The following is a 13,428-nucleotide window of genomic DNA, read 5'->3' as shown; positions in this document are numbered from 1 at the left end:
ACGCAGCGGGTTGGATTCGTCCGTGATCCGGTCGTCACGGGCGAGCGGATGCGGCCGGGTGCCGGGTCAGCGGAGCAGGGCCGCCCCGAACAAGTCGGTGGGCGGTTTTCTGTCGCCGACGCCGGCATGGCGCGCCTCGTGGTCGAGGAGCCAGCGCTTGCGGTCCAATCCGCCGCCGTAGCCGGTGAGCGTGCCGTTCGCACCGACGACGCGGTGGCACGGCACCACGATGCAGATCGGGTTCGCGCCGTTGGCCGCGCCGACAGGGCGCACCGCGCGGGGATGGCCGATCCGCGCCGCAAGCGCGCCGTAGCTCTCGGTGGTGCCGGCGGGCACGGTCCGCAGGGCCGCCCAGACCGCGCGCTGAAGCACTGTGCCGCCCGTTGCAGTCTCGACCTCGTCGACCGCCGTGAGGTCGCCGTCGAAGTAGCGCGTCAATGCGCGGAGTGCCCGGCTGAGATGCCGGGATGCGGAGACCGACCTGCCGCCGCGTCCGTAGGCGCGGTCGAGAAGCGCCTCCATCCGGTCCTGGTCCTCGTCGAAGTCGGCGACGCGCAGGCGCCCGTCGGCATCGGTCAGGAGCACGAGCGTCCCGATCGGGCTTGCCAGGGTCTCGCGGAGCAGGGCGAACGGGGTGGCGCTCATGCCGGGATCACGGCAGCAGCTTGTAGCCGCCGCCCTCGGTGACGAGGATCGCGGCGAGCCCGGGATTCGGCTCGATCTTCTGCCGCAGCCGGTAGATGTGGGTTTCCAGCGTGTGGGTCGTGACCTGGGCGTTGTAGCCCCAGACCTCGGCGAGCAGCGTGTCGCGGCCGACCACCTCGCGCCCGGCGCGGTAGAGGAAGCGCAGGATCGCGGTCTCCTTCTCGGTGAGCTTCAGCTTCGAGCCGCGCTCGCCGACCAGGAGCTTCGCCCCCGGCTTGAAGGTGTAGGGACCGATCTGGAAGACCGCGTCCTCGGAGGCCTCGTGGCTGCGCAGGTGCGCGCGGATGCGGGCGAGCAGGATCGCGAACTTGAACGGCTTGGTGACGTAGTCGTTGGCCCCCGCCTCGAGGCCCTCGACGGTGTCGGCCTCGGAATCCTGGGCGGTCAGCATGATGACTGGGCCCTTGAAGCCGTTCTTGCGCATCAGGCGGACGGCCTCTCGGCCGTCCATGTCGGGCAGGCCGACATCCATCACCGCGAGGTCGATCCGGTCGGAGGCGACGCGGGCGATGGCGCGGCCCGCATCGATCTCGGCGACCACCGTGAACTCCTCGCAGAGGTCGAGCTGTTCGGTCAGGGTCTCGCGCAGGATCGCGTCGTCGTCGCAGATGAGGAGGCGGTAGGCGTTGGACATCGTCCGTGGAACTCTTCGACTGGGCACGACCGGAACGGATCGCGCCCCGGAGTTCCGGTGCTCGGACGATCTCGCTCCCAAAGGACCCGAGGGTTCTTCGACCCGGGTAGACGCCTTAGAATAACGTGCTTTTCGCGGCGGGGAATTGGCTTGTGCACAATTATACGACCCTTTTCGTGACAGCCAACCCGCCGCCGCCACGCTTCACTGCGCAGGGACGCCACGTTCCCGCCCTCCAGCCGCCCGCACCTCCGGTTCACCCAGCATCATGACGAAGCGTCCCCGTCCTCATGAACGCCACCGCGATTCCGGCACGGCACGAACCTTGGCGACGCTCAAGGTGCATCCGCGGGTCGGCGACCGGCGCAAGGGCCTGCTGCAGGCGGGCGCCGCGATCATCCCCTGCGCGCTCGGCGCCGGCGGTATCGTGCAGGTGAAGCGCGAGGGCGACGGCGGCTCGCCGCGCGGCCGGTTTCGCCTGCGCGGCGGTAGCTACAGGCCGGACAACCTCGCCCGCCCCGTCACCGCCCTACCCTTGCGCCGGACCGCCCCCGGCGACGGCTGGTGCGACGACGTCCGCGACCGGCGCTACAACCGCCCGATCGCCCTCCCCGCGCCCGGCGTGAGCGCGGAGCGGATGTGGCGCGACGACGGCCTCTACGACGTGGTGATCGACCTCGACCACAACCGGGGCCCGATCCGCCCCGGCCGCGGCTCCGCGATCTTCCTGCACGTCGCCCGCCCGGGCTACACGCCGACGGAGGGCTGCGTCGCGCTGAAGCGCGCGGACCTGTTGCGGCTGCTGCGGCGGCTGGGGCCGCGGACGCGGATCGTGATCGGGTGACCTGGCGGGGGACGGTTCCAGACGAGACAGCGAATCGTCGTGTCTGCGATGGGCGGATCTCCACCCGCCCGCACCTTCTCACCCGCCATCCCGGCCGATACGCTCGCGTGTGACATCACTACCGCGAAAGGATGCACCGTGCCGGACGCAATCACGCCCGCGACGACGGATGTGCCGGACTACGACCGCCTGCTCCGCGCGAACCTGGAACGGGTGTTCAACGAACGTAACGGCAGCATGCGTGCGCGTGCTCTGGACGAGCTCTATGGCGCCGACCCCGTCATGTACGAGCCCGCGAACGTCGTCAGGGGTCGTGCGGCGATCTCCGAGGTCGCCGGCAAGCTTCTCGAACAGTTCGGGCCGGACTTCCGCTTCGTGCCCGACGGCGCCGCGGTCGGGCATCACGGTTTCGGCGTCCTGCGCTGGCGTGCCGGCCCCAGCGGCGGACCCGTCGTCGTCACCGGCTCGGACGTGGCGGACGTCGTCGACGGCCGGATCGAGCGACTGTGGGTCATGCTGGACCCGCAGAAGACCTAGGCGTTACCGGCTTCGGCTCGCGAAGCAGACGTTGGGCCGAAGCCGGCCCCCTGCCGAAGACCGCGACGAACCTCGCAGCACCCGCGTAACCCGTCCTTCATCGTCGCGGGGCAAGGATGGGGCATGACCAGCCTCGTTGCCCAAGCCGTCCAGATGCAGGGCGGCGCCCTGTCTCAGTCGATCGGCACCGCGGTCGCGCGTCAGCAGGTCGACGCGCAGAAGGCGGTCGCCGCCCTGGTCGCGGAGACGGCGGCGTCCGCCTCGCCGCCGGCACCCGCCGGCCAGGGACGGCTCGTCGACCGGACGGTGTAGCCGCCGGCCGCGTCAGCCCGGGAAACGGTAGAACGCGCAGAGCTTGTTGCCGTCCGGATCGCGCAGGTACGCGAGGTACATCCTGCCGGCGGACCCCGTGCGCTCGCCCGGCGGGTCTTCGACCGACGTGCCGCCGTTCGCGACGCCGGCGTCGTGCCAAGCCTTGGCCTCGTCCGGGCTTTCCATCGTGAACCCGATGGTGCCGCCGTTGGCGCCGGTCGCGGCCTTCCCGTCGACCGGCTTGGTGACGATCAGTCGGCCGCCGCGGTGCGCGTAGATCAGGCGTCTCTTCGCATCCTCGAAGCCGGGCTCTCCGCCGGTCGCGGCGAAGAGCGCGTCGTAGAACGCCTTCGTCCGGGCGAGGTCGTTGCTGCCGATCGTGATGTGGCTGAACACCGTGCTGCGTCCTCCATTGTGGGCCGCAGCGGCGACGGGGGTCGATGCCCGGTCGCGGCGGCGCGGAGGCCGGTATGAGGCTTCAGCCGGCGGCGGGCAACGCGCCCGGCACGCCCTCCCGCCGCGGCGGGCTCAGGGTGAGGATCAGCGCCGAGGCGACGAGGCAGAGCGCGCCGGCGGCGAAGAAGGCCGGGAGGTAGCTCTGCAGCTCCGTGCGCGACAGGCCGGCGCCGAAGGCCGCCGTCGCCGCGCCGAGCTGGTGCCCGGCGAAGACCCAGCCGAAGACCACGTTGGCGCGCTCGCGCCCGAACCGCTGCGCGGCGAGCTTCACGGTCGGCGGCACTGTGGCGATCCAGTCGAGGCCGTAGAGCACCGCGAAGAGGGACAGCCCGGTGAACGAGAAGTCCGAGAACGGCAGGCACAGCAGCGAGAGCCCGCGAAGGCCGTAGTACCAGAACAGCAGCCAGCGGTTGTCGTAGCGGTCCGACAGCCAGCCCGAGGCGACGGTGCCGACGAAATCGAAAACGCCCATGCCGGCGAGCACGCTCGCCGCCTGGACCGGGCGCAGCCCATAGTCGGCACAGAGCGGGATGAAGTGGGTCTGGATCAGCCCGTTGGTGCTCGCGCCGCAGATGAAGAAGGTGATGAACAGCACCCAGAACACCTTTGTCCGCGCCGCCCCGCGCAGGGCTGCGATGGCGCCCACGGCCAGCCCGCGCGTCGGGGCGGCGTTCGCGGTGGTCTCGCCATAGGGCAGCAGGCCGACATCTTCCGGTCGGTCGCGCAGAAGCAGGAACACGAAGGTCGCCGCCAGCCCGAGCAGGCCGCAGATCGTGAGCAGGGCCGCACGCCAGCCCATCGCCTCGGTGAGCGCCGCGAGGACCGGCAGAACGATCAGCTGTCCCGTGGCCGAGCTCGCGGTGAGCAGGCCGACGACGAGGCCGCGGCGGTGCGAGAACCAGCGCGTCGCCACCGTCGCCCCGAGCACCAGCGCGGTGAGCCCGGTGCCGACGCCGACGACGACGCCCCAGAGCAGGATCAGCTGCCAGAGCTGGGTCATGGCGAGCGAGGCCAGCAGGCCGGAGGCGATCAGCGCCAGCGCCAAGAGCACGATCCGACGCGGGCCGTAGCGGTTCATCAGGGCGGCAGCGAACGGGCCCATCAAGCCGAACAGCACGAGGCGGATCGCCAGCGCCGACGAGATCGAGGCCGTGTCCCAGCCGAATTCCCGTTGCAACGGCAGGATCAGCACCCCGGGGGCGCCGACCGCGCCGGCCGTCACCAGCATGGTCAGGAAGGTGACCGCGGCCGAGACCCAGCCGTAATGCACCCCGCGGCGCGCCAGAACGCAGGCGAGCGATCCCGACAGGGCATGGGACGGACTGGCCACGATCATATCACCCTCGCGCGAATCGGTGCGCCTCACCCGAAACAGGCATATGCATGTATTTTCTTCGGGCGCCAAGCGTGGACTCGATGAGAGGCGCGAGTCGTGGAAAGGCGGCGGCCGGCATCAAGGCCGCTCGGTCATCGCCCCGGCGTTCATCAGCCCGTCCGGATCGAGGCCGTGCTTGATCGTCTCGATCAAGGTCAGACGGGTCGGGTCGGCGTAGCGATGGAGCAGGTCGCGCTTGAAGCGGCCGATTCCGTACTCGGCGCTGAAGCTGCCGCCGAGGTCGATCGCCACCGCGTAGATCTCGTGGGCGATGCCGTCCTCGACCCGGCGGGTGAAGGCGAGCCGGTCCTCGCCCGCCGGCACCATCAGGTTGTAGTGCACGTTGCCGTCGCCGACATGGCCGTAGAACGACAGGCGCACGCCCGGCATCCGTTCCGCCAGCACGGCGCCGGCCCGGACCAGGAAGACGCCGAGCTGCGAGAGCGGCACGGCGATGTCGAGCTTCACCGAGCCGCCTGCGTGCTTCTCGCCCTCAGGGATGGTCTCGCGCACGGCCCACATCGCCCGGCGCTGCGCCTCGGAGCTCGCCAACGCCGCATCGGTGATCCACCCCCGCTCCATCAGCGATTCGAGGGCGGCCATCAGCACGTCGTCAAGGCGGATGTGCCGAGACGAGGACGAGAGCTCGAGCAGCACCGCTCCGCCCTCCCCGGTGGCGAACCCGGTCGGGGCGCCGCGCATCTCGGCGACCAGCGCGAGCGAGGAGGCCGAGATCAGCTCGAAGGTCGTGACCAGGTCCGAGGTCTCGCGACGGAGGAACGCGGCGATCTCGGGGATCGGCGCGTCGGCGGCGAGCTGCAGCCATGCGGTGGCGCGGTGGTTTTGCGCCGGCCACAGCTTCAGCACCACGCCGGTGACGATGCCGAGCGTGCCTTCGGCGCCGACGAAGAGCTGCTTGAGGTCGTAGCCGATGTTGTTCTTGCGCAAACGCTTCATGTCGGAAAATAACGAGCCGTCCGGCAGCACCGCCTCCAGGCCGAGGACGAGGTCGCGGGTCATGCCGTAGCGCAGAACCTGCAGGCCGCCGGCATTGGTGCCGAGGTTGCCGCCGAGGCGGCAGCTTCCCTCCGCGCCGAGGCTCAGCGGCAGCAGCAGGTCGTGCGCGGCCGCCGCAGCCTGCGCGTCGGCGAGGATCGCGCCGGCATCGCAGGTTAGCGTGAAGTCGAGCGGGTCGACGGAGCGGATGCGCGCCATCCGCTCCAGGCTCACCACCAGTTGCCGCCGGCCGGCCTGCGGCGTCGCCCCGCCGACGTAGCCGGTGTTGCCGCCCTGGGGCACCAGCCCAAAACCCTCGGCCTTCGCCAGGCAAACGAGCGCCTGCACCTCCGCCACCGATCTCGGCCGCAGGACGGCGTCGGCCTCGCCCTGCATCAAATCGCGCTGGTCGCGGGTGTAGCGTGCGGTGTCGGAGCCGGTGAGCACGCCGCCCTCGCCGAGGGCGGTGCGGAAGGCGGCGACGGGGTCGGACGGGGTCATCGGCAGCTCGCGCGGGATCGGACCTGCGCGGACCATGTCGCCATGGACGCCGGATGGGAAGCCGCGGAGGCGCAAACGAAGGCGGCGGGGCTCGCACCCCGCCGCTCGAACCTGACGCTCAGTGTCGCGCGACCGATCAGCAGCGGTTGCCGCCGGAGGTCTGGCCGTACTGCTTCACCGGGAAGTTCTGCTGGTTGGCGTTGCCCTCGGCCGCCGAGCTCATGCGGCAGTTGGCCGGGTCGCGGTCGAAGCGCGGGCCGTATCCGCCGAACGAACCCGTCGTCTCGACGGCGTAGGGCGAATAGCCGGTGTAGCGGGAAGGGGTCTCGTAGGCCATCGCGGACGAGATCGAGGCAACGCCGAGAATAGCAGCGGCGGCGAAGGCGGCGATACGGGTCTTCATGGTGACGGCGTGGCTCCTGTGCAGGTCAAACCCGGATTTGGGTTCGTTTCTCTCTGCCTGAACCCAAGATGGGGAGCCGCTTTCCGTCTCGACGTGCCGACGCGCACGCAGCATTCGGGATTAAAACCTTTCCGATGATAGAGCACAGAAGCCGTGGCGATGGACGAGCATCGCATCGACGCTTGGCCCGAGTTCGAAGAAGGCCGGGGACTGAGGCGGGCCGCCATCCGACGCAAGCCGCCTCAGCCTTCGATCTACGACACGGTCACTTGTTCGTCCGGCCCCGATGGTTCGGATCGATGCCACCGTCGAGCTTGGTCTCGTTGGCGGTGTCGCCCTCGACAGTCGAGTCCGCCTCGATGTCCGCGATGTCGTGGCCGGTCAGGCCCTTCGACTGCCCGATCCCCGGGTTCCCCTTCAGGTCGGCATCGGTCGGCACGTCGGTCTTGAGATGCTTGTTGGACATCGTGTCTTCCCATCGATCGGGCGGCGCGTCCTGCGTGCCGCGCTCGGTCGGTGGCAAACCCGGCGTTCAGGGGCGCCGTTCCGGACATCGTCGGCGCAGCGACCCTCGGCCGCGCCGCGTGCGTTTCCGAAGGGAGCCGCGCCTTCTGAAACTCGAGATCAGACCTGAGAACAACCAGTCGCCGCGCGCTCCAGCATCCGCTCCGTCACGCCGAAACGCGTGCTCCGCCTCAGCCGACTGTCCGCCGGTCAGCGGAGCGGCTGCCCATCTCTTGGCGTGATGCCTTGGGATCTCAGCTCGTCGTTCTGCTGGTTGATGATCACGGTGTCGGGCCGACGCTGCGGTGCACCGGGGGGCGCGACCGAAGGCCCGGAGATAGACTGCGTGGCGACGGATGGCGGGCACAGCACCTGGCAGATCGGGATGTTGTCCGCCGTCGAGGAGCATCGCGCCACAGCGTTGCCATTCACGCACGCGCAGTTGCAAATCGCGAACGCGGGGAATGGCGCGCTCGCGATCGCCAGAGCGAGGATGAAGCTTCGCATATCGAGGGTCCTGTACGCCGCGCAGGCACCTTAGCGCCGCCTTGTGCGTCGCGCCATCGACTCGAATATTCCAGCGAAATCCGACGAACGGTTCCGTGGAGCTCGCTCAGCCTTCGCCGGCCTGCGATCGTCTTAGGGAAACGAGGAAAGCACTAAGTAGTGGTGCCGCTTGAGGGATTCGAACCCCCGACCCCCTCATTACGAATGAGGTGCTCTACCAGCTGAGCTAAAGCGGCATCCGTCGGCGGCCGCGTCGAAGGCGGATGCCGAGGCCACGGTGCATAGCCGTCCGGTCCCCGCTTGGCAAGGCGAGACTGTGCAGCGCGCGCTCGGCGATGCAGGCGGGACACGCCGGGACGGGGAAGCGCATGAGCGGCCCCGCGCGTCCTTGACGGGCGCGGATGTGGCGGGAAGGGTCCGGTCGTACCGGGCGCGCCGGTTGCCGGAACATCGCCATGTCGTTGATCGCACGCCTGCGGGCCTATGCCGCCGAGGCCCTCGGCGTCGCCGCGCACGAGGCGCCGGGCGACGACACCCATCTGGCCGCCACCGCGCTCCTCGTCCACGTGGCGCGGGCCGACGGCATCCTGGCGCCGGCGGAATCGGAGCGCCTCGCGCGGCTGGTGCGCGGGCGCTACGCCGTGAGCGCCGAATCCGCCGACGCCCTGATCGCACGCGCCGCCGCCTTCGATTCGGAGACCCGCGACGTGGCGAGCCTCGTCGAGATGCTGCCGCACGAGGCCGATGCCGGCGAGCGCGGGCGCATCCTGGCGATGGCGTGGTCGGTGGCCGCCGCCGACGGCACCATCGACGAGTTCGAGGAGGCCTTGGTCTGGCGCCTCGGCAAGCTCCTGGGCTTCGACGAGGCCGGGATCGCGCGGGCCCGCGGCGAGGGTGTTCCCGGCATCGCCCTCGATCCGGCCTGAGCGGCGGCGATCGATGATCGCGAGCCTCACCCTGATCCTGCTGGCGCAGCTGCTGGGCGAAGGCCTCGCTCGCAGCGCCGGCCTGCCCGTCCCCGGCCCGGTCCTCGGCATGGCGCTGATGCTGGCCTTCCTCGTGCTGCGCGACCGGCGCTCGCTGCGCCTCGCGCAAATCCTGCCGAAGCCGCTCACCGATGGAACGCTGGAGACGACGGCGCGCGGGCTGCTTTCCAACCTGTCGCTGATGTTCGTGCCGGCCGGCGCCGGGATCGTCGGGCGCCTCGACGTGGTCCAGGCGCAGGGCCTGCGCCTTGCCGTCGTGGTGGTGGTCTCCACCGCCGCTGCGCTGGTCGCCACCGTCCTGGTCTTCCTCTGGGTCGCGCGGTTGACGGCGCGGACGGGGAGCGAGCGGTGAGCGGCGAGTTCGCGGTCTGGGTCTACCTCGCGCGCACGCCGCTGCTTTGGCTGACGGTGACGCTCGTCGCCTACCTCGTGGCCGACCGGATCTCGGCGGCGAGCGGGCGGCACCCAGTGGTAAACCCGGTGCTCATCGCCATCGCGATCACCAGCACGGTGCTGACGCTCACAGGCACCCCCTACGCCACCTATTTCGACGGCGCGCAATTCGTCCACTTCCTGCTCGGGCCGGCGACGGTGGTGCTGGCGATGCCGCTCTATGAGCACCGCGCCACGGTGATGCGCGCGCTCCTGCCGATGCTGGCGGCGCTGGTCTCCGGTTGCACGGTCGCCCTGGGAAGCGCGATCCTGCTCGGGCGCGCCCTCGGCATCCCGGAAGCGGTGATCGTCTCGCTCAGCCCGAAATCCGTCACCTCCGGCGTCGCCATGGGCATCTCGGAGGCGCTCGGCGGAGACCCAACGCTCACCGCGGTGCTGGTGATGCTGACGGGCATCACCGGCGCGATCCTGGTGACGCCGCTGATGCAGGCCCTCGGCATCCGGGACATGCGGGCGCGCGGCTTCGCGGTAGGGCTCGCGGCCCACGGGGTCGGCACCGCGCGGGCGTTCCAGGTCAGCGAGGTCGCCGGCACCTTCGCCGGCATCGCCATGGGTCTGAACGCTTTCCTCACCGCGATCTTCGTGCCGCTGGCCCTGCGCATCCTGTCCTGACGGTTCGCGGGCCTTCCGAGCCCGTGCGCGTCACGCCGCCAGCCGGTCGGCCACGTCCTCGGCGAGCGACAGGCTCGCGGTCAGGCCTGGGCTCTCGATCCCGAACAGGTGGACGAGGCCGGGCAGGCCGTGCTCCGCCGGCCCGTCCACGCGGAAGTCGGCGGCCGGCTCGCCGGGGCCGGTGAGCTTCGGCCGGATGCCGGCATAATCCGCGACCAGCGATCCGTCGGGCAGGCCCGGCCAGTAGCGCCGGATCGCGGCGTAGAAGGCGTCGCCGCGGGACGGGTCGACCCGGTAGTCGATCGCATCGATCCACTCGACGTCGGGCCCGAAGCGCATGCGGCCGGCGAGATCCAGGGTGAGATGGGTGCCGAGCCCGCCCTCGACCGGCGCGGGGTAGATCAGGCGTCCGAAGGCCGCCTTGCCGGTGAAGCCGAAATAGTTGCCCCGGGCCAGGACGCGACGCGGCACCCGCTCGGCCGGGTACCCGTCCGTGTGGGCGGCGAGCGTCTGCGCGTCGAGGCTGGCGGCGTTGACGACGGCATCGCACGGGTACTCGCCCGCCGTCGCGCCACCGAAGGTCGCGACCCAGCGGCCAGCCTTGCGCGCCAAACCCGTGACGGGAGTATGGAGCGCGATCGCCCCACCGCGATCCTCGAGCTCGCCCTGCAGGGCGAGCATCAGGCCGTGGCTGTCGACGATGCCGGTCTGCGGCGACAGCAGCGCTGCGGTGCAGGAGATGTTGGGTTCCAGGCGCCGGGCCTGGGCGGCGTCCAGCAGCTCCAGGCCTTCGACGCCGTTCTCGACGCCACGATCGCGAATCGCGGCGATCGTCCCGGCCTCGGCGTCCGTCGTGGCGACGATCAGCTTGCCGCAGGCGCGGTGGCCGATGCCGTGGCTCGCGCAGAGACGGTAGAGCATCCGCGCGCCGGCGACGCAGTGCTTCGCCCGGAGCGAGCCCGCCGGGTAGTACATCCCGCCGTGGATCACCTCCGAGTTGCGCGCGGACACGCCGGTGCCGATCGCCTCGGCCGCTTCCGCCACGACCACCTCGTGTCCCCGCAGTGCAAGGGCGCGCGCCACCGCGAGACCGACGACGCCCGCACCGACGACCAGGACTTCCATGATGCGCTCCTCCGCATCCGGTTCTCGGCGACGATCGCCCAGCGGTAAAGACCTGAGCCGCGCCCAAACCGCCGCACTCGGCCGATGACCGCAAATGCAACCGGGAATTGTATAGCTTGGACTGTCGAGGCGTCGACGCGTCGGTGGTGGCCAACCTCATGCTCCCAAACGCGAAACCGCAGGGCGACGACCTCAGAGGCGTCTTATTGCAACCGACTTGAGCCTGTTAATCAATTCTAAGTAGATTTAAATCACTGATTGAGTCGCGCAGAAGTTGTGTTTCGGCCTTCCGCGCGCATAATCGTGCCGCGGCAGGCCGACCTGCCGCGACCGTTCCGGGTGATCGACGACGCCGACATCGAGTTCCCGGCGACAGCACGTTTGGACACGCACCGACCCGACAGCCTTCGGAAGGAGACGAACCGTGCAGACCACGACGGACCCCATCGCCCTCGCCGCGAAGATCCTCACCGCCTACGTCGCGCGCAACTCCGTACCGGCGACAGGCCTGCCGGACCTGATCCGCACGGTCCACGGCTCGCTCACGGGCCTGGCGACCCCGCCGAAGCCGGTGCTGGCCAAGCCGACCGATGCGCAGATCCGCGCCTCGATCCGCCAGGACACGATCGTCAGCTTCGAGGACGGCAAGCCCTACAAGGCGCTGCGCCGGCACCTCACGCTGCGCGGCCTGTCGCCCGAGGCCTACCGCACCAAGTGGGGCCTGCCGGTGGACTATCCCCTGGTCTCGGCCAGCTACAGCGCGCGCCGCTCCCTGATCTCCCGCACCATCGGACAGAACCAGCGCCTGCGGATGCAGCAGGCGGCGGAGTGATCCAGCGGGCTCTCGCTCGGACGCGCCTGCCGGAGGCGCGGGCGGCACGCCGCCTCGGTAAGCGAACGCGGCGAACGCTCAATCCTTGACCGGTCAGGCTGCGCCGGCACCGTCGCGATACAGGCCGGCGTGCTGGTCGCGCAGGATGTTCTTCTGGACCTTGCCCATGGCGTTGCGCGGCAGGTCGTCGGCGAATAGCACCCGCTTCGGGCACTTGAAGCGGGCGAGGCGCCCTTCGAGGTAGGCAAGCACCGCCTTCTCGTCGGGGGCGTCCTCGGCGCCGACCACGATTGCGGTGACGCCCTCGCCGAAGTCGGCGTGCGGCAGGCCGATCACCGCCGATTCGACGACGCCCGGCATCGCGTCGATCTCGGTCTCGACCTCCTTCGGGTAGACGTTGAAGCCGCCGGTGATGATGAGGTCCTTGCCGCGGCCGACGATGTGGACGTACCCACGCCCGTCCACCTTGCCGAGGTCGCCGGTGACGAAGTAGCCGTCCACCTTGAACTCGGCCGCGGTCTTCTCGGGCATGCGCCAGTAGCCCTTGAACACGTTCGGACCCTTCATCTCGATCATCCCGACCTGTTCGGGACCGAGCGCGGACCCCGTGTCCGGATCCACGACGCGTAGCTCGACGCCCGGCAACGGGAACCCGACCGTGCCGGCGATGCGCTCGCCGCCATAGGGGTTCGAGGTGCTCATGTTGGTCTCGGTCATGCCGTAGCGCTCGAGGATGGCGTGGCCGGTGCGGGCCTGCCATTCGGCGTGGGTCTCGGCGAGCAACGGCGCCGAGCCGGAGGTGAACAGCCGCATATGCGCGGTCGCCGCCTGGGTCAGGCCGGGATCCTTGAGCAGGCGGGTGTAGAAGGTCGGCACGCCCATCATGCTGGTCGCCCGCGGCATCAGCTTGAGGATCAGGCCGGCGTCGAGCCGCGGCAGGAACAGCATGCTGCCGCCCGAGGCCAACACGGTGTTGATCGCCACGAACAGCCCGTGGGTGTGGAACACCGGAAGCGCGTGGATCAGCATGTCGTCGGCGGTGAAGCGCCAGGCCTCGACCAGCGTGCGCGCGTTCGAGGCGAGGTTATCGTGGCTGAGCATGGCGCCCTTCGAGCGCCCCGTGGTGCCGGAGGTGTAGAGGATCGCGGCGAGATCCTCCGGCCCCCGCGCCACGTCCGCGAAGTCCGCCCCTTGCGCGTCAGCCGCCTCGGCGATGGTGCCTCGGCCGGCGGCGTCGAGGGTGAGCACGCGGGTGGTACCCGCATTCTCGGCGACCGGCGCCAAAGCCGCGCGCTTGGCCGGGTCGCAGACGAACAGGGCGGGCTCGGCGTCGCCGAGGAAGTAGGCGACCTCGGCCGCCGTGTAGGCGGTGTTCAGCGGTAGGAAGACCGCGCCGGCCCGGACCGCGCCGAGATAGAGGAACACCACCTCGGCGCTCTTCTCGACCTGCACCGCGACCCGGTCGCCAGGGCGGACGCCGGCGGCAACGAGGGCGTTCGCGTAGGCGCCGCTGCGCGCGAGCATGTCGGCGTAGCTGTGGCGGCGCCCGTCCGGAGTCTCGATGAAGGTCTTGGCCGCGGCCTCCGCCGGCAAGGCCTCGCGGATCAGCGCGAAGAGATGATTCGTCATGACACAACGCCCAGCGG

At 70.3% G+C, this 13,428-nt stretch carries 17 protein-coding genes and 1 tRNA gene; 7 read left to right on the top strand and 11 right to left on the bottom strand.

Going from position 1 to position 13,428, the window contains the following annotated elements; all coding sequences use genetic code 11:
* Positions 1–66: 66 nt before the first annotated feature.
* Entirely contained in the window at positions 67–645 is a 579-nt protein-coding gene (locus FV234_RS00440; RefSeq protein ID WP_147827783.1) for a methylated-DNA--[protein]-cysteine S-methyltransferase, read from the bottom strand.
* 7 nt (positions 646–652) lie between these two features.
* Entirely contained in the window at positions 653–1,339 is a 687-nt protein-coding gene (locus FV234_RS00435) for a response regulator transcription factor (RefSeq protein ID WP_147750089.1), read from the bottom strand.
* 268 nt (positions 1,340–1,607) lie between these two features.
* On the opposite strand from FV234_RS00435, the gene FV234_RS00430 reads away from it, so the two are divergent.
* From FV234_RS00430 to FV234_RS00420, 3 genes are all read left to right on the top strand, one after another.
* A complete protein-coding gene (locus FV234_RS00430) occupies positions 1,608–2,183 on the top strand; it encodes a L,D-transpeptidase family protein (RefSeq protein ID WP_147827782.1) in 576 nt (191 codons plus the stop codon).
* A gap of 138 nt (positions 2,184–2,321) precedes the next feature.
* Positions 2,322–2,720, top strand: a complete 399-nt coding sequence (locus FV234_RS00425; RefSeq protein WP_238270793.1) for a nuclear transport factor 2 family protein — start codon at positions 2,322–2,324, stop codon at positions 2,718–2,720.
* 123 nt (positions 2,721–2,843) lie between these two features.
* Positions 2,844–3,032: a hypothetical protein gene (locus FV234_RS00420; protein ID WP_147827781.1), complete on the top strand. Its 189-nt coding sequence runs from the start codon at positions 2,844–2,846 to the stop codon at positions 3,030–3,032.
* Positions 3,033–3,044: 12 nt separating this feature from the next.
* Here FV234_RS00420 and FV234_RS00415 read toward each other — a convergent pair whose 3' ends face one another.
* The 7 genes from FV234_RS00415 to FV234_RS00385 form a co-directional block, all read right to left on the bottom strand.
* The gene (locus FV234_RS00415; RefSeq protein ID WP_147750085.1) at positions 3,045–3,428 is read right to left on the bottom strand and encodes a VOC family protein; all 384 of its coding nucleotides are present in this window, start codon (positions 3,426–3,428) and stop codon (positions 3,045–3,047) included.
* A gap of 82 nt (positions 3,429–3,510) precedes the next feature.
* Positions 3,511–4,824 (bottom strand): MFS transporter, encoded by a 1,314-nt coding sequence (locus FV234_RS00410; RefSeq protein WP_147827780.1) that lies wholly within the window; start codon positions 4,822–4,824, stop codon positions 3,511–3,513.
* Positions 4,825–4,941: 117 nt separating this feature from the next.
* Entirely contained in the window at positions 4,942–6,360 is a 1,419-nt protein-coding gene (locus tag FV234_RS00405) for an FAD-binding oxidoreductase (RefSeq protein WP_187273540.1), read from the bottom strand.
* 136 nt (positions 6,361–6,496) lie between these two features.
* A complete protein-coding gene (locus FV234_RS00400) occupies positions 6,497–6,763 on the bottom strand; it encodes a hypothetical protein (protein WP_147761354.1) in 267 nt (88 codons plus the stop codon).
* 265 nt (positions 6,764–7,028) lie between these two features.
* Positions 7,029–7,229, bottom strand: coding sequence for a hypothetical protein (locus FV234_RS00395; protein WP_147761355.1), 201 nt, complete (start codon positions 7,227–7,229; stop codon positions 7,029–7,031).
* 248 nt (positions 7,230–7,477) lie between these two features.
* On the bottom strand, positions 7,478–7,774 hold the full coding sequence (locus FV234_RS00390; protein ID WP_147761356.1) for a hypothetical protein: 297 nt from the start codon (positions 7,772–7,774) through the stop codon (positions 7,478–7,480).
* Positions 7,775–7,934: 160 nt separating this feature from the next.
* Positions 7,935–8,010: transfer RNA gene (locus tag FV234_RS00385), tRNA-Thr, on the bottom strand.
* 219 nt (positions 8,011–8,229) lie between these two features.
* On the opposite strand from FV234_RS00385, the gene FV234_RS00380 reads away from it, so the two are divergent.
* Genes FV234_RS00380 through FV234_RS00370 form a run of 3 tightly spaced genes read left to right on the top strand, consistent with a single transcriptional unit; the run spans position 8,230 to position 9,825 of the window.
* Positions 8,230–8,700 (top strand): TerB family tellurite resistance protein, encoded by a 471-nt coding sequence (locus FV234_RS00380; protein ID WP_147761357.1) that lies wholly within the window; start codon positions 8,230–8,232, stop codon positions 8,698–8,700.
* 13 nt (positions 8,701–8,713) lie between these two features.
* Complete coding sequence (locus FV234_RS00375) at positions 8,714–9,112, top strand: CidA/LrgA family protein (protein WP_147761358.1); 399 nt, start codon at positions 8,714–8,716, stop codon at positions 9,110–9,112.
* Positions 9,109–9,825, top strand: coding sequence for an LrgB family protein (locus FV234_RS00370; protein WP_147761359.1), 717 nt, complete (start codon positions 9,109–9,111; stop codon positions 9,823–9,825). The genes FV234_RS00375 and FV234_RS00370 overlap by 4 nt, the downstream gene beginning before the upstream one ends.
* Before the next feature lie 30 nt (positions 9,826–9,855).
* Here FV234_RS00370 and FV234_RS00365 read toward each other — a convergent pair whose 3' ends face one another.
* On the bottom strand, positions 9,856–10,950 hold the full coding sequence (locus tag FV234_RS00365; RefSeq protein ID WP_147761360.1) for an NAD(P)/FAD-dependent oxidoreductase: 1,095 nt from the start codon (positions 10,948–10,950) through the stop codon (positions 9,856–9,858).
* Positions 10,951–11,374: 424 nt separating this feature from the next.
* Here FV234_RS00365 and FV234_RS00360 point away from each other — a divergent pair, with 424 nt between their 5' ends.
* Positions 11,375–11,782 (top strand): MucR family transcriptional regulator, encoded by a 408-nt coding sequence (locus FV234_RS00360; RefSeq protein ID WP_147761361.1) that lies wholly within the window; start codon positions 11,375–11,377, stop codon positions 11,780–11,782.
* 93 nt (positions 11,783–11,875) lie between these two features.
* Here the strand turns inward: FV234_RS00360 and FV234_RS00355 are convergent, their stop codons facing one another.
* Positions 11,876–13,411 carry a malonyl-CoA synthase gene (locus FV234_RS00355; RefSeq protein ID WP_147827779.1) on the bottom strand — a complete coding sequence of 512 codons (1,536 nt, stop codon included), beginning with the start codon at positions 13,409–13,411 and terminating at the stop codon, positions 11,876–11,878.
* Positions 13,412–13,428: the final 17 nt, after the last annotated feature.

The organism is Methylobacterium sp. WL8 (assembly GCF_008040045.1).
GTDB lineage: Bacteria > Pseudomonadota > Alphaproteobacteria > Rhizobiales > Beijerinckiaceae > Methylobacterium > Methylobacterium cerastii.
This window is presented reverse-complemented; position numbering and strand designations above follow the sequence as displayed.